The organism is Amycolatopsis sp. NPDC003861 (assembly GCF_053605405.1).
In genome coordinates, this window is the sequence record NZ_JBSGJD010000200.1 from 1 (window position 1) to 18,982 (window position 18,982).

Annotated in this window: 20 protein-coding genes and 1 pseudogene; 20 read left to right on the forward strand and 1 reads right to left on the reverse strand. The window is 70.2% G+C overall.

Features of this window, described 5'->3' with window-relative positions:
• From ACWEVN_RS35510 to ACWEVN_RS35605, 20 genes and pseudogenes are all read left to right on the forward strand, one after another.
• Positions 1–311: acetate--CoA ligase family protein (locus ACWEVN_RS35510; RefSeq protein WP_452054187.1), on the forward strand; the 311-nt coding region annotated here is incomplete at its 5' end.
• Between the two features lie 257 nt (positions 312–568).
• A complete protein-coding gene (locus ACWEVN_RS35515) occupies positions 569–1,084 on the forward strand; it encodes a hypothetical protein (RefSeq protein WP_452054188.1) in 516 nt (171 codons plus the stop codon).
• Positions 1,081–2,070: an MBL fold metallo-hydrolase gene (locus ACWEVN_RS35520; RefSeq protein ID WP_452054189.1), complete on the forward strand. Its 990-nt coding sequence runs from the start codon at positions 1,081–1,083 to the stop codon at positions 2,068–2,070. Before ACWEVN_RS35515 ends, ACWEVN_RS35520 begins: the two co-directional genes overlap by 4 nt.
• 51 nt (positions 2,071–2,121) lie before the next feature.
• Entirely contained in the window at positions 2,122–3,135 is a 1,014-nt protein-coding gene (locus ACWEVN_RS35525; protein ID WP_452054190.1) for a Rieske 2Fe-2S domain-containing protein, read from the forward strand.
• Positions 3,132–3,311 (forward strand): hypothetical protein, encoded by a 180-nt coding sequence (locus ACWEVN_RS35530; protein WP_452054191.1) that lies wholly within the window; start codon positions 3,132–3,134, stop codon positions 3,309–3,311. Before ACWEVN_RS35525 ends, ACWEVN_RS35530 begins: the two co-directional genes overlap by 4 nt.
• The gene (locus ACWEVN_RS35535; RefSeq protein WP_452054192.1) at positions 3,311–4,207 is read left to right on the forward strand and encodes a PDR/VanB family oxidoreductase; all 897 of its coding nucleotides are present in this window, start codon (positions 3,311–3,313) and stop codon (positions 4,205–4,207) included. Before ACWEVN_RS35530 ends, ACWEVN_RS35535 begins: the two co-directional genes overlap by 1 nt.
• Before the next feature lie 63 nt (positions 4,208–4,270).
• Positions 4,271–4,960: a TetR/AcrR family transcriptional regulator gene (locus tag ACWEVN_RS35540; RefSeq protein WP_449683810.1), complete on the forward strand. Its 690-nt coding sequence runs from the start codon at positions 4,271–4,273 to the stop codon at positions 4,958–4,960.
• 26 nt (positions 4,961–4,986) lie between these two features.
• Entirely contained in the window at positions 4,987–6,609 is a 1,623-nt protein-coding gene (locus ACWEVN_RS35545) for an ABC transporter substrate-binding protein (protein ID WP_449683811.1), read from the forward strand.
• Positions 6,606–8,042: an amidase gene (locus ACWEVN_RS35550; RefSeq protein WP_452054193.1), complete on the forward strand. Its 1,437-nt coding sequence runs from the start codon at positions 6,606–6,608 to the stop codon at positions 8,040–8,042. The genes ACWEVN_RS35545 and ACWEVN_RS35550 overlap by 4 nt, the downstream gene beginning before the upstream one ends.
• Positions 8,043–8,047: 5 nt before the next feature.
• Complete coding sequence (locus ACWEVN_RS35555) at positions 8,048–9,043, forward strand: ABC transporter permease (RefSeq protein ID WP_452054202.1); 996 nt, start codon at positions 8,048–8,050, stop codon at positions 9,041–9,043.
• Positions 9,040–9,897 carry an ABC transporter permease gene (locus tag ACWEVN_RS35560; RefSeq protein WP_449683813.1) on the forward strand — a complete coding sequence of 286 codons (858 nt, stop codon included), beginning with the start codon at positions 9,040–9,042 and terminating at the stop codon, positions 9,895–9,897. The genes ACWEVN_RS35555 and ACWEVN_RS35560 overlap by 4 nt, the downstream gene beginning before the upstream one ends.
• Positions 9,894–10,892 carry an ABC transporter ATP-binding protein gene (locus tag ACWEVN_RS35565; RefSeq protein WP_452054194.1) on the forward strand — a complete coding sequence of 333 codons (999 nt, stop codon included), beginning with the start codon at positions 9,894–9,896 and terminating at the stop codon, positions 10,890–10,892. The genes ACWEVN_RS35560 and ACWEVN_RS35565 overlap by 4 nt, the downstream gene beginning before the upstream one ends.
• Positions 10,885–11,700, forward strand: coding sequence for an ABC transporter ATP-binding protein (locus ACWEVN_RS35570; RefSeq protein WP_449683815.1), 816 nt, complete (start codon positions 10,885–10,887; stop codon positions 11,698–11,700). The genes ACWEVN_RS35565 and ACWEVN_RS35570 overlap by 8 nt, the downstream gene beginning before the upstream one ends.
• Complete coding sequence (locus tag ACWEVN_RS35575) at positions 11,697–13,316, forward strand: amidohydrolase (protein WP_452054195.1); 1,620 nt, start codon at positions 11,697–11,699, stop codon at positions 13,314–13,316. The genes ACWEVN_RS35570 and ACWEVN_RS35575 overlap by 4 nt, the downstream gene beginning before the upstream one ends.
• Positions 13,317–13,321: 5 nt before the next feature.
• Positions 13,322–14,032 carry a MoaF C-terminal domain-containing protein gene (locus ACWEVN_RS35580; RefSeq protein WP_452054196.1) on the forward strand — a complete coding sequence of 237 codons (711 nt, stop codon included), beginning with the start codon at positions 13,322–13,324 and terminating at the stop codon, positions 14,030–14,032.
• 20 nt (positions 14,033–14,052) lie between these two features.
• Positions 14,053–15,438, forward strand: coding sequence for an NAD(P)/FAD-dependent oxidoreductase (locus ACWEVN_RS35585; RefSeq protein WP_452054197.1), 1,386 nt, complete (start codon positions 14,053–14,055; stop codon positions 15,436–15,438).
• Positions 15,439–15,562: 124 nt separating this feature from the next.
• On the forward strand, positions 15,563–15,952 hold the full coding sequence (locus tag ACWEVN_RS35590; RefSeq protein ID WP_452054198.1) for a cupin domain-containing protein: 390 nt from the start codon (positions 15,563–15,565) through the stop codon (positions 15,950–15,952).
• A complete protein-coding gene (locus tag ACWEVN_RS35595) occupies positions 15,934–17,358 on the forward strand; it encodes a gamma-aminobutyraldehyde dehydrogenase (RefSeq protein WP_452054199.1) in 1,425 nt (474 codons plus the stop codon). Before ACWEVN_RS35590 ends, ACWEVN_RS35595 begins: the two co-directional genes overlap by 19 nt.
• 90 nt (positions 17,359–17,448) lie before the next feature.
• On the forward strand, positions 17,449–17,646 hold the full coding sequence (locus ACWEVN_RS35600; RefSeq protein WP_452054200.1) for a hypothetical protein: 198 nt from the start codon (positions 17,449–17,451) through the stop codon (positions 17,644–17,646).
• A gap of 178 nt (positions 17,647–17,824) precedes the next feature.
• Positions 17,825–18,060, forward strand: a pseudogene (locus tag ACWEVN_RS35605) (transposase); the annotation flags it as partial.
• 251 nt (positions 18,061–18,311) lie between these two features.
• Here the strand turns inward: ACWEVN_RS35605 and ACWEVN_RS35610 are convergent.
• Positions 18,312–18,982 (reverse strand): recombinase family protein (locus tag ACWEVN_RS35610; RefSeq protein ID WP_452054201.1); only part of this gene is annotated, 671 nt, incomplete at its 5' end.

Consider the following 18,982-nt stretch of genomic DNA (forward strand, 5'->3'; position numbering starts at 1 on the left):
TCGGGCCGCTGGTGGTGCTGTCCACCGGCGGGATCATGGCCGAGCTGTTCGCCGACAGCGCGGTCCGGATCGCGCCGGTCACCGCGGAGACGGCACACGAGATGATCCGCGAGGTGAAGGGCCTCACCCCGGTGTTCGGGTATCGCGGCGCCCCGGAGGGTGACGTCGAGGCCTTGGCGCAGGCGATCGTCGCGATGTCCGAGCTGGCGGTCCGTGAGCCGGACGTGGTCGAGGCGGAGGTGAACCCGCTGCTGGTCGGCGCGCGCGGCCGGGGTGTTGCGGCACTGGACGCGCTGGTCCGGCGCCGCTGAATCCACCCGTGCCAACCAGGCCCGGCAAAGTAGGCGCCGCTCTGCCGACCAGCCGGTCGCACCACTTTGCCGGAACCCCTGCGCCGACTGCGACGCCTTTGTCGAGATGTCCTACTCCACGCGCCGACGGCATCCTCGATATTCCGGCTGCTCGAAAGGTGCGGACGCCAGAGCCATCAGGGGCCCGAACCCGAACCCGCTGGTCAAGAACTGGGAACAGTGTTGACACCACTGGTTCGCGCTGTTTCACTGTCTCCATGAACGGGACGGGAACAGGTGTGGAAGAACGCCCGGTGCTGGGGCTGGACGTCGACGGCGTCCTGGCGCTGGCCGAGCCGGTCACCGCGCCTGCGACCGAGCACCGGGTCAGTGCGTGGGGCCGGTGGAGCCGGACCATCCGGGTTCCGGTCTCCGCGTCGGCGACCGTCCGACGGCTCGCCGGCGAGTTCGAGATCGTCTGGGTGAGCGCGTGGGGGCACAATGCCCACACGGCTTTGCGGGAAGCACTTGATCTGCCGGACGAACCGTGGCGATTCCTGCCCGTGCAGTTCGGCAAGGCGCGCGCGGTGGCCGCGTATGCCGGTGACCGGCCCTGGGGGTTGATCCACGACGGGGTCGACGACGACAGCTCGGACGACGGGCTCGTCGTGTGCGTCGATCCGCACTGCGGGCTCGATCAGGTGGATCCCGGTGAGCTCGCCGCCAGAATGCGCGACCGCGCTCACGTCCCGGGCACGGTCGGCGCCGACACCGCGAAGGGCCGCTTGCGATGAGGCAGACCGAGATCGTCCTGCTCGGCACCGCGGGAGGTCCCCGCCTGCAGGCGAGCCGGGCCGGGATCGCTTCGGCGGTGGTCGTCGGCGATGCGCTGTACCTGGTGGATTTCGGGTATGGCGCGTGCCGCCAGCTGACGCTCGCGGGGCTGGAGCTGGGGCGTCTGCGGGCGGGTTTCGTCACGCACCTGCATTCCGATCACGTCGCCGACCTGGCGAACCTGGTGCTGTACGGCCTGGTCGAAGACCTCGGTGCGGCTTCCGGGCCGGTGCGGCTGTACGGGCCCGGGTCCCGGGGTGCGGTGGCGCCGCCGTCCGCCGGCCTCGACGGGCAGGACGTCGTGTGCCCGGACGATCCGGTGCCCGGGTTCGCCGCGACGGTGCGCCACCTGTACCAGGCGTTCGCCACGGACATCAACGACCGGATGCGGGACAACGGCTGCGGCCATCCCGACCTGCTGCTGGCGGCACACGACATTGCGCTTCCCGCCGGGGTGCCGTTCGATCCGGAGACCGCGCCCGCGCCGCCGATGGACCCGTTCCGCGTCTACCACGACGAACGGGTCGAGGTGTCGGCGATCCTGGTGCGGCACGCACCGATGGCCCCGGCGTACGCGTTCCGCTTCGACACCGCCGGCGGATCGGTCGTCTTCTCCGGTGACACCGGCGTCTGCGACAACATCGTCACCCTCGCGACCGGCGCCGACGTGCTGGTCCACGAGGTCATCGACGAGCTGTGGGTGCGGCAGGTGCTCGGCGGCGGCGACACACCCCAGGCGCGGGCCACGATCGCGCACCACACCAGCGCGCACACCTCGATTCCCGACGTCGGCCGCATCGCCCAGAAGGCCGGAGTCGCCACGCTGGTGCTGAACCACCTCGTGCCCGGCGAGCCCGACCGGCCCCGGTGGCACGCGGCGGCCGAGTACTTCGACGGCAGGCTGATCGTGGGTGCCGACCTGGATCGGATACCGCTGGCCCGGTGACCCGAGATCCCTGCGACCTCCACTCATTCGACGATGAACGGGAACGACAGCATGTCTCAAGATCAGCAGATCGCGGTCGACACCGGCACTGCTTACGGATTCGTCCCCGGCAAGCCGCTGGAACAGATCGCCCGCGTCGGTCCGAAAACGCCGATGGGGGAAGTGCTGCGGCGGTACTGGCAGCCGGTTGCCCTGACGACCGGTGTCACGCAACGACCGCAGCTCGTCCGGGTGCTCGGCGAGGACCTGGTGCTGTTCCGCGACGGCTCCGGCCGCCCGGGCCTGTTGTACCCGCGGTGCTGTCACCGCGGTGCGTCGCTGTTCTACGGCGGTGTCGAGAACGACGGCATCCGCTGCTGTTACCACGGCTGGGTTTTCGACGTCGAGGGCCGGTGCCTGGAACAGCCGTGCGAACCCCAGCTGGGGCTGCACCGTGATCGCGTGCGCCAGCCGTGGTATCCGGTCGCTGAGCGCTACGGGCTCGTGTGGGCGTACCTGGGACCGCCGGAGCGCAAGCCGGTGCTACCGCGTTACGACGTGCTCGAAGAGGTCGGGCCGGGCGAGGCCGTGCACGCCGACGACTCCGGGTTTTCCGGCGGTGGTCCCGCGGAGCTGGACTTCAATTGGCTGTCCCACTGGGAAAACGTGATGGACCCCTTTCACGTTCCCATTCTGCACGCGCGGTTCAGCGGCAACCAGTTCGTGCCCGAGATGGCGATCATGCCCGAAGTCGCGTTCTCCTACCGCGACTACGGGGTCCGGGCGGAGTCGACGCGCGAGCTGCCCGACGGCCGCACGCTGCGCCGGGTCACCGAAGCCGTGTTCCCGAACCTGCGGGTCGTTCCGGACCCCCGGCTCAGCCTCGGCGCGTGCAACGTCCTCGGCTGGTGGTGCCCGCCGACGACGAGAAGTTCAAGATCTTCACGCTGTTCAAGTCGGCCGACCCGGACCGGCTCGCCGCGATGCGCACCGAGTTCGAGGGCAAGCGCTGGGCCGAACTCACCCCCGAAGAACACCAGCGCATGCCGGGGGACTACGAGGCCCAGCGGAGCCAGGGCCCGATGAGCCTGCACACGGACGACCACCTGACGACGACCGACCAAGGCGTCACCATGCTGCGCCGGATGATGGCGCGGGTGGCCGCCGCGGTCGCGGACGGGCAGGATCCGCCCGGCGTGGCGTTCGACGAGGACGCCGCCCTGGTGCGCGTTCACGGCGGTAGCTACGTCGAGGCCCCGTGATGGAACACCGGATCCGGGTGCGCGCCCTCCGCTGGGAGGCCGACGACGTCATCTCCCTGGAACTGGCGGCCGCGGATGGCGAGCCGCTGCCCACCTGGGAGCCCGGCGCGCACATCGACCTGGTGCTGCCGGAGGACCGCGTTCGCCAGTATTCCCTCTGCGGTGAACCGGAATCGCCCACCTGGCGTGTGGCGGTATTGCGAGAGAAGGCCGGGTCCGCCTGGGTGCACGATCGGCTGCGCCCCGGTGCATTGCTCACGGTTCGCGGCCCACGCAACCACTTCCCTCTGGTGGACGCGCCGGCGTACGTGTTCATCGCGGGCGGAATCGGCATCACGCCGATCCTGCCGATGGTGCGTCAGGTGGCCAGCTCGGACGCGGATTGGCGGCTGCACTACGCGGGACGCCGGCGCGCATTCACCGAGGAGCTGGCCCGTTACGGGCACCGGGTGTCGTCGACGCTCGAGCGGTTCGATCTCGACGCCGTTCTGGACCGCGCGCCCGAGGATGCGGTGGTGTACTGCTGCGGGCCGCCCGCACTGCTCGACGCGGTCTCCGAGCGGTGTATCCGGCGCCTGTTCGTCGAACGGTTCGTCCCGCAGGTTCCGGCCGAAGCGGCGCGCTCCGGCTCCGGCTTCGACGTGCGGCTCAAGCGTGCGGGGCTGACTCTCCAGGTGGCCGACGGCCAGTCGATCCTCGACGCGGTCGAGGCCGCCGGCGCAGGTCCGCCGTCGTCGTGCCGGGAAGGGGTGTGCGGGACCTGCGAGACGCGGGTCATCGAGGGCGACGTCGACCACCGCGACAGCATCCTCACCGACGCCGAACGAGCCACGGGCGAAACCATGATGATCTGCGTCAGCCGTGCCGCCGCTGGCCGGCTCGTCCTGGATCTGTAATCACGCGGATGCCTCGTGAGAACAGTGTTGACACCGCAGGTGACACCACTTACGTTGCTGATTATGACCACAGCACAGGGGGCGGCAGGACAGGGTGCGCGCGGAACAGGCCGGCTGGACCGCGACCGGATCCTCGACGTCGCGGAGCGGATCGCGGCGACCGAGGGCACGGCGGGACTGACGATGCGCCGGCTGGGCACCGAGCTCGGGATGAACCACACCGCGGTCTACCGCCACTTCCGGGACAAGGAGGAACTGCTGGACCAGGTCGCCGACCGGCTGCTGGAACGGCGAGCGGAACCCGTACCGGGCGCAAACTGGCGGGAGACGCTCAAGAGCCAGTTGCGGCACGCGATGGGCCGGTTCGACGTGCACCCGGACCTGGCGCAGCTGATCGCGCTGCGGCCGAGCACTTCCGAGACCCTCGCCGCGCAGATGGAGCGGGCGCTGGAGACGTTGCAGGAGGTCGGCCTGACGCTGGAGCAAGCGGCGGCGGTCTACCAGATCACCGAGAACTACGTCGTCGGGTTCGGCCTGTACGCCTCGCTCGTGCGGTGCGCGGAACAGGAGGGGCGGACCCTCGACCGGGACGCGGAGCGGCGTGCGCTGGGCGCGCTGCACCCGGACCGGTTCCCGAACGTCGTCGCCGCGGCCCCGCGGCTGCTTCCCGACGACGAAACGATTTTCGAGATGGCGATCGAGATGGTGCTGGACGCCGTCGAGCGCATGGCCGGGGGAAAGTCCGTTACCTAGCAGGACGCTCAGAAGGGAGCGAGTCTGTGCGAGACAAGAGAATGGTGCTGAGCGCCGCGGCGCTGCTGGCACTGGTATCGGCAGGCTGCGGAGCCCCGGCACCCACCCAGGCCGCCAACCAGGCGGAAACGCTGTCGGCGACCACGCCCGACCCGGCCGGTGACACCGGACCGATCACCTGGGCCCTGTACCGTGCGACGAACTCCCTGGATCCGATCAAGGCGTTCGACATGCCCGAGAACGCCGTCGTCGACTCGCTGTGCGAAAGCCTGCTGCGCGAGCAACCGGATCTCACCATCGCTCCCGGACTGGCCAAGTCCGCCGACTACGCCAACCCGACCACTCTCGTCCTCACCCTCCGGTCCGACGTGCGCTTCTGGGACGGGACGCCGCTCACCCCGGCCGATGTCGTCTTCAGCCTCGAGCGCGCCCGTGACCCGAAGGCAGGCGGCTTCTACTCGTCCGTCTTCGACCGGGTCAAGTCGATCGAGGCCACCGGCGCCTCGGAGGTCACGATCCACCTGGCGCAGCCGGACTACTGGCTGCGCGGCCAGCTGTCCACCATGGCCGGATCGATCATCGAGAAGGCCTATGCCGAGCGTGCGGGCGACAATTACGGCACGCCCTCCGGCGGCGCGATGTGCACGGGTCCGTTCAAGGTGAAGTCCTGGAACGGCGGTGGCGATGTCGTCATCGAGCGCAACCCGTCGCACTGGAACACCGGTGAGCACGCCAAAGCCGCGCAGATCACCTTCAAGGCCGTGGAGCCCGCCGCCGCGGTCGCCGCGCTGACCACCGGCGACATCCAGGGGTACTACAACCCGACCCTTCCGGCCTACCAGCAGCTGAAGCAGGGCGGCTCGGTGAACGTGGTGCCCGGCCCGTCCTTGACGACCGACGCGCTCGTCGTGACCAATCTGCAGGGGCCGCTGGGCGATGTCCGGGTGCGCCGGGCGCTGTCTCTCGCCATCGACCGCCAGGCCTACAGCAATTCCGTGTACCACGGCCAGGTCTCGCTGCCCCGCACCTCCACCAATCCCGGCACCTGGGCCTACGCCAAGCCGGTGTTCGCGTCGACCTCGGCCGTGGCGCCGGTGCTCGGCCGCGATCTCGACCAGGCCAAACAGCTTGTCCAGCAGGCCGGAGCGCAGGGGAAGACCGTGGTGCTGGCGGCCGTGCCGGCCCTGAACAGCCTGAACACGTTCGCCACAGTCGTGTCGGACGCGGCCAAGGCACTGGGCCTCGACGTGCAGATGAAGACCTTCTCCCCGGACGTCTTCGGCACCTTGTTCACCGATCCGAAGGCGCGGGAGGGGATCGACATGATGAGCACCCTCAACGGCCCCAGCTACGCCGACCCGGGCCCCTACCTGGCGACCTACACACTCCCGGACGGCTCGCAGAACTACTCCGGCTGGCAGGACGCCAAGGTGACGCAGCTGCTGAGCGCGGCGCGGGAGACCGCCGACGACACCACCCGGGCGCAGACCACGGCCGAAGCCGACAAGCTGATCACCGACCAGCTGCCGTGGATCCCGATCACCCACCCCAATTCGGTGCTGTACCTGTCGAAGAAACTCACCGGGGCGCCGACGTCGGACATGTTCATGAGCGGTCCGTGGGCGATCAACATCGGGGCGGCGAAATGAGCGATCTGCACTACCTTTCGGCGACCGAAGCGCTGCGCCGGTTCCGGTCCCGCGAACTCTCCCCGGTGGAACTGCTCACCGCGGTCATCGAACGCGCCGAGCAGGTCGAGCCGACCGTCAACGCCCTGTGCCACCGGCGGTTCGAGGAAGCCTTGCTGCAGGCTCGTGAAGCGGAGGAACGCTATGCCGGGCGAGGCCCCGCTCCGCGGCTGCTGGAAGGGATCCCGCTGGCGATCAAGGAGGAAGAAGCGATCTCGGGACAGCCGTGCACGCAGGGTTCACTCCTGTTCCGGGACGAGATCGCCGACCACACGTCGTGCTTCGCCCAGCGGATGCTCGACGCCGGTGCGATCGTCCACGCCCGCAGCACCACGCCGGAATTCTCGGCCGCCGGGGTCACCCGGTCGAAGCTGTGGGGCGTGACGCGCAACCCGTGGAATCCGCGCTTCGCCGTCGGTGGTTCCTCCGGCGGATCGGCCGCGGCGCTCGCCGCGGGGACCACGACACTGGCCAGCGGTTCGGACATCGCCGGCTCGATCCGCATTCCCGCGTCGTTCAACGGCGTCGTCGGCTACAAGCCGCCCTACGGCCGGGTGCCCGTCGATCCGCCCTTCAACTACGACACCTACCTGCACAACGGGCCGATGGCCCGCACGGTCGAGGACGCCGTTCTCCTGCAGAACGTCATCGCGGGACCGGATCTCTCGGACATCACTTCGCTGAGCCCGAAACTCGTGCTGCCGCAGCGTCCGGAACCGGTCGCGGGACTGCGGGTCGCGGTGTCGGTGGACTTCGGCGGCTGGGCCGTCGATCCTGAGATCCGGAAGAACACCCTGGGCGTCGCCGACGTGCTGCGCTCGGCCGGTGCGGTGGTCGAGGAGGTCGCGCTGTCGCTGTCCCGCGAGCAGGTGAACCGGGCCTCGGCGATCCACTACGGACTGACGATCGGCTTCCTCGAAGACCTCGTCCGCGCACACCCTGACGACGTCTCGCCGTACCTGAGCGCCGTGGTGGATCGGACCCGGAGGCGGAGCCAGGGTGGCACCGTCGTGGAGGGGTACCAGCTGGAAGCCGCGCTCCATGCGTCGGTGGCCGAGGTGCTGCGGGCCTTCGACGTGCTGCTCTGCCCGACCGTCGCCACCCGCGGCCTGCCGGCCGACGAGGACTACGCGGGTGACGTCACGATCGAGGTCGGCGGCGAGGTGTTCGACGATCCCATCGACGCGATCCTGACCGTCCCCTTCAACATCCTCGGCCGGTGCCCGGTCCTCGCGGTGCCCTCGGGGTTCGCCGGCAACGGCGTGCCCACGGGCGTACAGCTCGTTGGACGGCCCTACGACGACGAGACGGTGTTCCGGGCCGGCGCCGCGCTGGAGAGCGCCGATCCGTGGTTCGGTGTGGCGCAGCGGCGTCCGCGAGGTGTTCCGTCGTGACCAGCATGAGTGTGCGGCCGGCCACCGACCGGCCCGCCAAGGCCATGGGGGCGGCGCGGTTCGCCGTGCGGCGGCTGATGATGCTCCTCGGGACGCTGCTGGTCTCGAGTTTCGTGATCTTCGGTTCCCTTTACCTGGCGCCGGGCGATCCGGTTTCGGCGCTGTCGGGAGCACGGACGCTGCCGCCGGAGGCGGTCGCCGCGCTGCGCGCGCAATACCACCTCGATGACCCGTTCCTGACCCGTTACTTCCGCTGGCTGAGCGACGTCGTGCTGCACGGCAACCTCGGGACCTCGATCACCTACCGCGAGGACGTGAGCTCGGTGATCGCCTCACGGGCCGGGGTGACGATCGAGCTCGTGGTCTACGCCGGTCTGCTGGTGGTGCTCTTCGGGGTCGGCGCGGGTGTCCTGGCGGGTCTCAAGCGTGGTCCGCTCGACTCCTCGATCGTCCTGGTCACCACGGTTTTCGCGGCGGTGCCGTCGTTCGTGGCGGCCATCGTCCTGCTGTCGGTGTTCTCCGTGAGCCTCGGCTGGCTGCCCGCCGTGGGCGCGGGCAGCGGCTTCGCCGGCAGCATCGAGCACCTCACGTTGCCCGCGTTCGCCATGGCGCTCTCGGCGATGGCCATCGTCACCCGCATCACCCGCGTGGCGGTCCGGACCGAGCTGGGGCGCGAGCACGTGCAGACCGCCGTCAGCCGCGGTATTCCGTATCCCACCCTCGTGCGCCGGCACGTCCTGCGCAACGCCGCCATCCCGGTGGCCACCGTCGTCGGGATCACGATCGCTTCGCTGTTCGGCATGTCGGCGGTGGTGGAGCAGGCGTTCGGCCTGAACGGCCTCGGCGCGACGCTGGTGAAAGCGTCCCTGTCCCGCGACTTCGCCGTCGTGCAGGGGGTCGCGCTGGTCTTCGTCACCGCGTTCGTGGTGGCCAACGCGCTGGTGGACGTGCTGTACGCCGTGCTCGACCCGCGGGTGAAAGCAGGGAGCCGCGCCTCATGACCGTTTCCACCGCGCTCCTCGACCGCGCCCGCACCCGGCGGCGGCGCATCGCGGGCAGGAAGGCCGTGTTCACCGCGTGTGCCGTCGTCGTCGGTCTCGCGGTGCTCCTGGCGATCTTCGGGCCGCTGCTGGCGCCGGGCGACCCGGACGCCGCCGACCTGAACTACGCCTTCGTCGGCCCGGTCTCCGGGCACCCGCTAGGCTTCGACAGCCAGGGCCGGGATCTGCTGAGCCGCCTATTCACCGGGGCCCGGACGGCGATGGCCGGGCCGTTCCTGGTCGTCGTCATCGCGATGCTGGCCGGTTCGACCCTCGCCGTCGTGTCGGCGTGGGCGGGCCGCTGGATCGACTCGGCCATCTCGACGGTGACCGACATCCTGTTCGCCTTCCCCGGAATCCTGCTGGCGCTGCTCGCGGCCGCGGTCTTCGGGCCCGGCCTGACGGCCCCGACGGTCGTCCTGGCCATCGCCTACACCCCCTACATCACTCGCGTCCTTCGCGCCGCGGCGTTGCGGGAGAAGGCCCGGGCCTACATCTCCGCCTGTGAGGTGCAGGGCCTGTCCGCGGTCGCGATCTGCGTGCGCCACCTGCTGCCGAACGTGCTGCCGATGATGGTCGCCCAAGGCACGCTGCTGTTCGGCTACGCGATGGTCGACTTCGCCGCCATCTCGTTCCTCGGCCTCGGGGTGCAGCCGCCGACCGCCGACTGGGGCGTGATGGTCTCCACCGGCCAGCCCGGCGTCCTGCAGGGCTACCCGGCCGAATCGCTGACGGCCGGTCTCGGCATCGTCGTGGTCGTCGTGGCGGTCAACCTCCTGGGCGAGCACCTGGCACAGAACAGCGAGGAACGATGACCACACCCGTACTGGAAGTCGAGGACCTGGCCGTCGACGTGCCGGTGGACGGCGAGCTGCGCCGGGTACTGCACGGCGTGTCCCTCTCGATCGGCGCGGGCGAGGCCGTGGGCCTCGTCGGCGAATCGGGATCGGGCAAGTCGATGACCGCCCGCGCCATGGCCCGGCTCCTGCCGCCGGGCTCGACTACCGACGGGGCGGTCCGGTTCGACGGGACCGACGTGTCGAGCCTGACGGGCAGCCGGCTGCGCAGCTTCCGCGGCGACGTCGCGATGATCTTCCAGGACCCCCGGGCGCACATCAACCCGGTGCGCCGCATCGGAGACTTCCTGACCGAAGCGCTGCGGACACTGGGCGGCGTCGACAAGCACTCGGCGGCCCGGCGGGCCATCACCGCGCTGGCCGACGTCGGCATCCCGGACGGGGAGCGCCGCCTCGACCAGTACCCCCACGAGCTCTCCGGCGGCCTGCTGCAGCGCGTGATGATCGCCGCGATGCTGCTCACCGAGCCGCGCCTGGTGTTCGCGGACGAACCCACCACCGCGCTGGACGTCACGACCCAGGCCGAAGTGATGGCGATCCTCGACGAGCTGCGTCGCGAGCGCGGGTTGGCGTTGCTGTTCATCACCCACGACCTCGACCTCGCCGGCGCGGTCTGCGACCGGACCGCGGTGATGTACGCCGGGCAGATCCTCGAAACCCGCGAAAGCGCCAAACTCCACGACGATCCGCTGCACCCGTACTCCGCCTCGCTCGTGTCGGCCCGGCCCGTGATCGATGAGACCGTGCCCCGGCTGGCCGCGATCCCCGGACGGCCGCTGAGCGCGTTCGAAGCACCCGACGGCTGCGCGTTCGCGCCCCGCTGCTCCTACGTCGTCGATGCGTGCCGAGCCGCGCGCCCGCCGCTCGAAGACGTCGACGGCGGCCTGGTCCGCTGCCTCCGCGCCGGGGAACTGCGTGGCCGGCTGAAGGAGGAGGTGGCCTTCCATGGCTGAGGCGGTACTGCAGGTCGCCGGCCTGCGCCGGGAGTTCGGCGACGTCGTCGCCGTGGACGGCGTCGACTTCAAGGTGCCCCGCGGTGGTTCGCTGGCGATCGTCGGCGAGTCGGGCTCGGGCAAGAGCACGGTGGCCAACATGATCGTCGGCCTGTGCGCCCCGACCGCGGGCACGATCACCGCGTGCGGCCGGGACCGCAGCAAGCCGGCCCGCTCGGCCAAGGAACGCCGGCAACGCGGGCGGGAGGTCCAGATCGTCTTCCAGGACCCCTACTCGTCGCTGGATCCCCGCCACAGCGCCGAGCAGGCACTCGACGAAGTGCTGCGCCTGCACGGGCGGTCGACGGGCAAAGAGCAGCGCCGGGCCCGCATCGCGGAACTCGGCGACCTGGTCGGGCTCGACGCCCGCCAGCTGCGCGCCCACCCGAACGCCCTCTCGGGTGGCCAGCGGCAGCGCGTCGCGATCGCCCGTGCGCTGGCCGCCGAGCCGGAGGTCGTCATCCTCGACGAGTCCGTGGCCGCCCTGGACGTGTCCATCCAGGCCCAGGTGCTGAACCTGCTCGCCGACATCCGCGAGCGAACCGGGGTGTCCTATCTGCTGATCAGCCACGACCTCGGCGTCGTCCGGCAGATCACCGACGAAACGATCGTCATGCACCGCGGGCGGGTCGTCGAACGCGGCCGGACCGCCGACGTGCTCACCCACCCCCGGCAGCCCTACACCCAGCTCCTGCGGGCCAGCGTCCCGCGGCCGGGCTGGAAGCCGACGCGCGCCGGGCGCGTCACTACCGAAGGAGCATCAGCATGAGCCGCCGGCTCGACCTTGCACTGGTCAACGGGCGCGTGCGCACCCTCGACCCCGCCCGGCCGTGGGCGAGCGCCCTCGGCGTCGCCGACGGGCGGATCGTCGTGGTCGGCGACGACTCCGATGTCCGCGCTGAGGCCGACGGCACCACGCAGGTCCTCGATCTCCGCGGCGCCACGGCCGTGCCCGGCATCGTCGACAGCCACCTCCACCCTTTCCAGGGCGCGCTCAAGGCCCGCGGCGCCGACCTGACGCAGGCCCGCACGCTCGACGAGGTCCGCCGGCTGGTGGCCGCGGAACACGCGCAGTGCGAGCCGGACCAGTGGGTCCTCGGCTACGGCCTGGACTACGACGTCTTCGCGCACACCGGCATCAGCGGCGAACTGATCGCCGGAGCCGCCGGTGGTGGCCCGGCCCTGCTGACCTTCGTCGACTTCCACACCGAGCTCGCGACACCGCGGGCCCTGGAGCTGGCCGGGGTCGACGGCGCCCGGCGGTTCGGCGAGCACGCCGAAATCGTCGTCGACCACACCGGCACGCCGACGGGCGAGCTGCGCGAAATGGGGGCGATCCGGCTGGTGCGCGACGCGATCCCGCCGCTCAGTGCGGCGGAACGCTACCGGCTGTGCGCCGAGCAGCTGAAGCGGTTCGCGGCGGCGGGCATCACGGGCGCCCACGGCATGGACGGGCGCGTGGCGACCCTCGACCTCCTGCGCGAACTCGAGGCCAGCGGCGACCTGAGCATGCGGCTGGTCATGCCCTACTGGGTGCAACCCGAGATGTCCCAGGAGGTGTGGGAGTCCTACGCACAGCATCGCGGGGAAGCCGGCGAACGCTGGCGCACCGGGGTCGTCAAACTCTTCATCGACGGCGTCATCGACTCCGGCACCGGCTGGCTGTTCGAACCCGACAGCGAAGGCGGGGGACTGCACCCGTTCTGGTCCGACATCGGCCGGTACTTCCGCGCGGTCGAGTTCTTCGCCGCACGCGGGTTCCAGATCGCCACCCACGCCACCGGCGACCGCGCGGTCCACGAGGCACTCAACGCCTACCGGGCAGCCGGAGCCGCCCCCGGTGTCCGCCACCGCATCGAACACATCGAGACGCTGCGCCCCGAAGACCTCCCGCGCTTCGCCGCCGAACAGGTCGTCGCCTCGATGCAGGCCCAGCACATGATGGGGCTGGCGCCGGACCGCTCGGACAACTGGTCCCGGCGGCTCGGGCCGCAGCGGTGTGACCGCGCCTTCCCGATCCGGGCGCTCGGTGAAAGCGGCGCCGTCGTCACACTCGGTTCCGACTGGCCGGTCGCCGGCTACGACTGGCGGGAAGGAATGGCCGCCGCCCAGCTGCGCCGCCCACCCGGCCACACCGACCGCGCTTCCTACGACGATCAGGGCATCGACGCTCTCACCGCGCTGCGTGGATACACGGTCCAGCCGGCCCTCGCGACGGGGGACGCGGACCGACTGGGTGCCCTGAAGCCGGGCAACCTGGCCGACATCACGGTCCTTGCCGAGGATCCAGTGGAGGTCGCGCCCGACGATCTCGTCCACAACCCGGTGGTCCTGACCGTGGTCGACGGCGAAGTCGTCCACTGTGGACCGGAATTCGCGGGGTGACGCCGATGTTGCCGCAGACATCCGCTCTCGAAGGCTGGGCGATGTCCCTCGAACTCGATGGCGAGATCGTCACGCTGGGGTTCGCGGACGGAATCGCGGGCTGGAGCCACCACGACGGCAGAAGCGGAGCCGACCCCTACGGCGCCGTCGAGGTCGCGCCGGACATCTTCTTCATCGACGTCTGGCGGCGCAGCCACAGCGAGCGCGAGGCGTTGACCCTGATCGTCGACCGGACGTCCGGGCGGGCGATGTCGGTGCTGACCACAGTGAACGACCACGCGGTTCCCGGGAAGCCCCGGGTCACCCAGACCTTCGCGGCCGGCACGCTCGCGGGCGTCGACGTCGAGCAGTCACCCGCGGAGACCCGCGACCTGCTGGGCCGGCGTCTCGTGACCGTCTACAGCCCGGAACTGGTCTACGAACACGTCTACCTCAACTCGCGGCTCTGCGCCTGGCAGTGCATCCGGGGCGACGAGCCGGGCAAGGCGGACTGTGACGAGGCCACTTACTGGCGTTTCGCCGAGAACCTCTACGTCTTCGCCTTCCGCGAACGGAAGGTCCCGTGCGCGTCGGTGATCCTCCTCGACCTCACCCGGTCACGCTCGACCGGAAAGTTCCTGGAAATCGAGGACGGAAAGATCCACAACGGCGGCATCGGTTCGGACCTCCACCTTCTTCCGGCTGCAACCTACCCCGACAGGCTTTCGCCGTTATGAGTGTTCCCACTGCTGATCCTGTGCGCTCGCTGGTCGACGCGGAGCCGGTGCCGTTCTGGCTCGACGACCCGGCCCGGCCGGCGCCGTTCCCGGCGCTGGCGGGGGAGGAGACGTGCGACCTGGTGGTCGTCGGGGGCGGGTTCTGCGGGCTGTGGACGGCGCTGCTGGCCAAGGAACGCCGTCCCGAACTCGACGTCGTGCTGCTTGAAGGCCGGGAAGTCGGCTGGGCGGCGTCGGGGCGCAACGGCGGGTTCTGCGAGGCGAGCCTGACCCACGGCTTCGGCAACGGATTCTCGCGGTGGCCCGACGAACTGGCCCAGCTGCAGCGGCTCGGCATGGAAAATCTCGACGCCATCGAAGACACCCTGCGGCGGTACGGGGTCGAATGCGACTGGGAGCGCGTCGGCGGGATCGCCGTCGCGACCCGCCCGCACGAGGTCGCCGAGTTGCGGGAGGGAACCCGGCGCGCGAACAGCGTCGGGACGAAGTACGAGTTCCTGGGCACCGATGAGCTGCGGAGCGAGGTGAACTCGCCGACCTACCTCGCGGGCGTACTGGACCGTCGCGGTACGGCGCTGGTGAACCCGGCCCGGCTGGCCTGGGGCCTGAGGGAGGTTTGTGTCCGGCTCGGCGTGCGCCTCTTCGAGCGCACGGTCGCGACCGGCATGAGCACGCGCGGGTCCCGCATGGTGGTGTCCACCGGGTACGGCCGGGTCGTGGCCGGCAAGGTGGCGCTGGCGACCAACGCCTTTCCTTCACTGGTACGCCGGATCCGGCCGTTCGTCATCCCCGTCTACGACTACGTCCTGGTCACCGAGCCGCTCACCGCGGCGCAACTGGATTCGGTGGGCTGGCGACACCGGTACGGGATGTCCGACAGCGCCAACCAGTTCCACTACTACCGGCTGACGTCGGACAACCGGATCCTGTGGGGCGGCTACGACGCCGTCTACCACTACGGCGCAAAGCAGTACGCCGAACTGGACCAGCGGCCGGCCACGTTCCGGGTGCTGGCCGAGAACTTCTTCCACACGTTCCCCCAGCTCGACGGGCTCCGGTTCACCCACAGCTGGGGCGGCGTGATCGACGCTTCCAGCCGGTTCACGGCGTTCTACGGCACGGCGTCGAGCGGCCGGGTCGCCTACGCGCTGGGTTTCACCGGCCTGGGCGTCGCCGCCACCCGGTTCGCCGCTCAGGTCATGCTCGACCACCTCGACGGCGTCCGCACCGAGCGCACCGAGCTGGCCATGGTGCGCACGAAACCCCTGCCGTTCCCGCCCGAACCGCTGCGCTGGCTCGGGGTCGAGCTGACCCGGCGGTCCATGGCCCGCGCCGACCGCGAGTCCGGCAAGCGGAACCTGTGGTTGCGGGCGATGGACACCTTCGGCCTCGGCTTCGACAGCTGACCTTCGCAACGAAAGGAATCTGGATGACAGTCCTGTTCGAACGGGTCACAGCGGAGTCGGTGCCCGCGGACGCCGTCCTGGTCCGGCTGTCCTCCGACAAGCGGCTCACCGTACTTCCGCCGGCATGACGGAATCCCCACTGAGAAGCGGGATCTCCGCGCTGGCGGCGGCCCGGCTGATCAGCGCCGACCTGGGTGCCGTCGAACTCGCACCTGACGGCGCGTCCGCGGAGCTGGCGACCGCTTCCGCCGGGCTCACGAAACTCGGGCACACCGAAATCGGGCTGTGGGAAGCCGGGCCGGGTACCGATGCCGACACCGAAGCCGACGAGGTGTTCCTCGTGTTGTCCGGCACCGGGACGGTCGAGTTCGCCGACAGCAGTGTCCTGCGCCTGCGGCCGGGGACGGTGGTCCGGCTCTGTGCCGGGGACCGTACGACGTGGCGGATCACCGAACGGCTCCGCAAGCTTTACCTGATCCGACCGGAGGATGAACCATGCTGTTCCGCAACGTGATCGACGGCCGGGTCGTCGACGCCGCCGACGGCCGGACCTACGACGTCGTCGAGCCGGCCACCGGTGAGGTCTACGCCCAGGCCGCGCTGTCCGGCCGGGCCGACCTCGACCGGGCCTACGCGGCCGCCGGACGCGCGTTCGAGCAGTGGGGCCGGACCACGCCGCAAGAGCGGGCACAGGCCCTGCTGCGCATCGCCGACGCCCTGGACGCGCGGACGAAGGAGTTCGTCGACGCCGAATGCCGCGACACCGGCAAACCGCGGCACGTGACGCTGTCGGAGGAAATGCCCCCGACGATCGACCACTTCCGCTTTTTCGCCGGCGCCGCGCGCCTGCTCGAAGGGAAGTCCGCCGGCGAGTACCTGGCCGGCCACACTTCGTTCGTCCGGCGTGAACCGATCGGCGTCGTCGGCCAGGTGACGCCGTGGAACTACCCGCTGCCGATGATGGTCTGGAAGATCGCGCCCGCGCTCGCGGCCGGCAACACGGTCGTCCTCAAGCCCAGCGACACCACACCGGCGACCTCGACCATGCTCGCGCAGCTGTGCCAGGAGTTCCTGCCGCCCGGCGTCCTCAACGTCGTCTGCGGCGACCGGGACACCGGCCGCGTCCTCGTGGCGCACCCGCGCCCCGAGATGGTGGCGATCACCGGATCCGTGCGGGCCGGCATCGAAGTGGCCGGATCGGCCGCCACCGACGTCAAACGCGTCCACCTGGAGCTGGGCGGCAAGGCCCCGGTGCTCGTCTTCGACGACGTCGACATCGAGCAGGCCGCCGCCGGAATCGCCGGTGCGGGGTTCTTCAACGCCGGGCAGGACTGCACCGCGGCGACCCGCGTACTGGTGAGCGAGCGGATCCACGACGAGTTCCTGCACGCGCTGGCCGCCCAGGCGCGGGCGACGGTGACCGGCGGTCCCGACGACGACACCGCCGCCTACGGCCCGTTGAACAACGCCGACCACCTCGCCCGCGTCGCGCGGATGGTCGACGAGCGGCCCGCCCACGCCCGGCTGGTGACCGGCGGGCATACCGTCGGCGAGCGAGGCTACTTCTACGCACCCACGGTGCTGGCCGATCTCCGCCAGGACGACGCCTTGGTGCAGGATGAAGTGTTCGGCCCTGTGATCACCGTCCAGCGCTTCACCGACGAGAGCCATGCTCTGCAGCTGGCCAACGACTGCCGCTACGGCCTCGCCGCCAGCGTGTGGACCCGCGACCACGGCCGCGCCATGCGCCTGTCCAAGGAACTGGACTTCGGCGCGGTGTGGATCAACACCCACCTCCCGTACCTGTCGGAGATGCCCCACGGCGGGTTCAAGCACTCCGGCTACGGTAAGGACCTGTCGATGTACGGGCTCGAGGACTACACCCGCATCAAGCACGTGATGTCCTGGATCGGAGCGTGAGCGGCCTGCACGACGTGGTGGTCGTGGGAGCCGGCGTGACCGGGTCAGCGGGCGGTTAATGACCGGGCGGCACACTATGCGGACTTCGAAATGGGCGGGCAGTGGGCGGCGCCCGGCCAGACCGCGCTGCTGGCACTGCTCGACGAACTCGGCCTGCCGACCTTCGCCCGCTACCGCGAAGGCCGGTCGCTGTACAACGTCGCCCGCTACCTCGGGCCCGCGATCCTGACCAAGCCGGCGCACGCGTTTCGGTGTTGCAGGGGGAAGGCCGTGCTCCGTCGGTGCTGAGCACGTGTGCGGTCCGCGACCGGTTCGAGCGCCTGCATGCAGTGCTGGCCGCCCGCGGCCAGCGAGGTCGCAACATCTACGGTCAAGGCTGTCTGGATGACACGGCGGCAGCGCTGGCCGTTTGGGGTGAACGGGGATCATGACAATCTCGCCCAGAGTGAGCCAGGTGATCGTGCCCCTTAGCCGGTCCCGCGGCGGACTCACTACCAGGATCCACCTGGCGTCCGACGGCCAGGGGCGGCCGCTGTCGGTAGCGCTGACTGGAGGAAACGTCAACGACTCCACCCAGTTCGCCACGGTCATGGCCGGGATTCGAATTCCGCCGCCCCGGCCCCGAGGCGACCGGCGAGGCGGCCGAGTCAGGGCATGGCGGACAAGGGCTACTCCAGCCGCGCCATCCGCACCTACCTGCGCTGACGCCACATCCCCGAACGCCGCGACCAACGAGCCAACTGGCGCCGCGGCACCCGGCGAATAAGGGCGCTACCGGTGAGACGGCCCCCGTCCGGTGGGGCATGTGCAAGAGTCGTGACTCTGCGCTACCATCATCTCATGATCTCCTCCAACACGGGAGATATCCCACGTATGGGGGTTCAATTCCCCCCTCGGACACAGTATTACCCCACGGATCGCGTAACGCGATCTTAAAGCCGGGCCATCGTAGTTCAGCTTGAGTCGATCTCTTTCAGTCGCCATCCGTCGCTGTCGCAGACTACGTACTGTCCCGAATCGCGCAGTGCTATCGCGACGCGACTGCTCAGTGCCCGGGCAGACTTCAACCTGGCGTGGACGTCACCGTCTTGAATGCCGAGCCGGATATGGATCTCGTCGACGAGGTGGTCCTCGCGGATGTAGAGCGTCTTCAGCTGAGGCTGGTCCGCGCGTTGAGTGCCGGTGTGGCCGTGACGGCAGCGGTACGTCGGTCGCCCGTGGTTCCAGTGCGAGTCCAGCCGCCGGTCGCAAACACCGCAGTGGATCAAGCCGGCCAGCGCGAACCGGCGAGGCCGACCATCGCTAGCAGGGCGAGCGGCCCGGATCTGCTGCGCGGCGACGAAGTCCTGCTCCGTGATGAGCGCCGGATGCGCAGCCTTCGCGGACAGCGCCGGTGTTGACGCTGGGGCTTCGGAGCCCGTGGCGCGGCGGTTCCAGGTCTGGCGGCCGGTGTAGCGCGGGTTTGCGAGGATCACGGCGACGGTGCGCAGTGTCCAGGCGCCGCGGGTGCGGTGGCGGTTGCGGTCCGGGTCGGCGCTGGACGGGCATGGGATGCCGCGTTCGTTGAGGTGCCGGGCGATGCTGGCGACGCTGTGCCCGGCGAGACGCTGGCGGAACATCCAGG

What these genes read in the sequence shown, in the direction of transcription:
- ACWEVN_RS35515 (WP_452054188.1), top strand. Translation starts at nt 569, where the DNA reads ATGAACGGGACGGGAACAGGTGTGGAAGAACGCCCGGTGCTGGGGCTG.
- ACWEVN_RS35520 (WP_452054189.1), top strand. Translation starts at nt 1,081, where the DNA reads ATGAGGCAGACCGAGATCGTCCTGCTCGGCACCGCGGGAGGTCCCCGC.
- ACWEVN_RS35525 (WP_452054190.1), top strand. Translation starts at nt 2,122, where the DNA reads ATGTCTCAAGATCAGCAGATCGCGGTCGACACCGGCACTGCTTACGGA.
- ACWEVN_RS35530 (WP_452054191.1), top strand. Translation starts at nt 3,132, where the DNA reads ATGAGCCTGCACACGGACGACCACCTGACGACGACCGACCAAGGCGTC.
- ACWEVN_RS35535 (WP_452054192.1), top strand. Translation starts at nt 3,311, where the DNA reads ATGGAACACCGGATCCGGGTGCGCGCCCTCCGCTGGGAGGCCGACGAC.
- ACWEVN_RS35540 (WP_449683810.1), top strand. Translation starts at nt 4,271, where the DNA reads ATGACCACAGCACAGGGGGCGGCAGGACAGGGTGCGCGCGGAACAGGC.
- ACWEVN_RS35550 (WP_452054193.1), top strand. Translation starts at nt 6,606, where the DNA reads ATGAGCGATCTGCACTACCTTTCGGCGACCGAAGCGCTGCGCCGGTTC.
- ACWEVN_RS35555 (WP_452054202.1), top strand. Translation starts at nt 8,048, where the DNA reads ATGAGTGTGCGGCCGGCCACCGACCGGCCCGCCAAGGCCATGGGGGCG.
- ACWEVN_RS35560 (WP_449683813.1), top strand. Translation starts at nt 9,040, where the DNA reads ATGACCGTTTCCACCGCGCTCCTCGACCGCGCCCGCACCCGGCGGCGG.
- ACWEVN_RS35565 (WP_452054194.1), top strand. Translation starts at nt 9,894, where the DNA reads ATGACCACACCCGTACTGGAAGTCGAGGACCTGGCCGTCGACGTGCCG.
- ACWEVN_RS35570 (WP_449683815.1), top strand. Translation starts at nt 10,885, where the DNA reads ATGGCTGAGGCGGTACTGCAGGTCGCCGGCCTGCGCCGGGAGTTCGGC.
- ACWEVN_RS35575 (WP_452054195.1), top strand. Translation starts at nt 11,697, where the DNA reads ATGAGCCGCCGGCTCGACCTTGCACTGGTCAACGGGCGCGTGCGCACC.
- ACWEVN_RS35580 (WP_452054196.1), top strand. Translation starts at nt 13,322, where the DNA reads ATGTTGCCGCAGACATCCGCTCTCGAAGGCTGGGCGATGTCCCTCGAA.
- ACWEVN_RS35590 (WP_452054198.1), top strand. Translation starts at nt 15,563, where the DNA reads ATGACGGAATCCCCACTGAGAAGCGGGATCTCCGCGCTGGCGGCGGCC.
- ACWEVN_RS35595 (WP_452054199.1), top strand. Translation starts at nt 15,934, where the DNA reads ATGCTGTTCCGCAACGTGATCGACGGCCGGGTCGTCGACGCCGCCGAC.
- ACWEVN_RS35600 (WP_452054200.1), top strand. Translation starts at nt 17,449, where the DNA reads ATGGGCGGGCAGTGGGCGGCGCCCGGCCAGACCGCGCTGCTGGCACTG.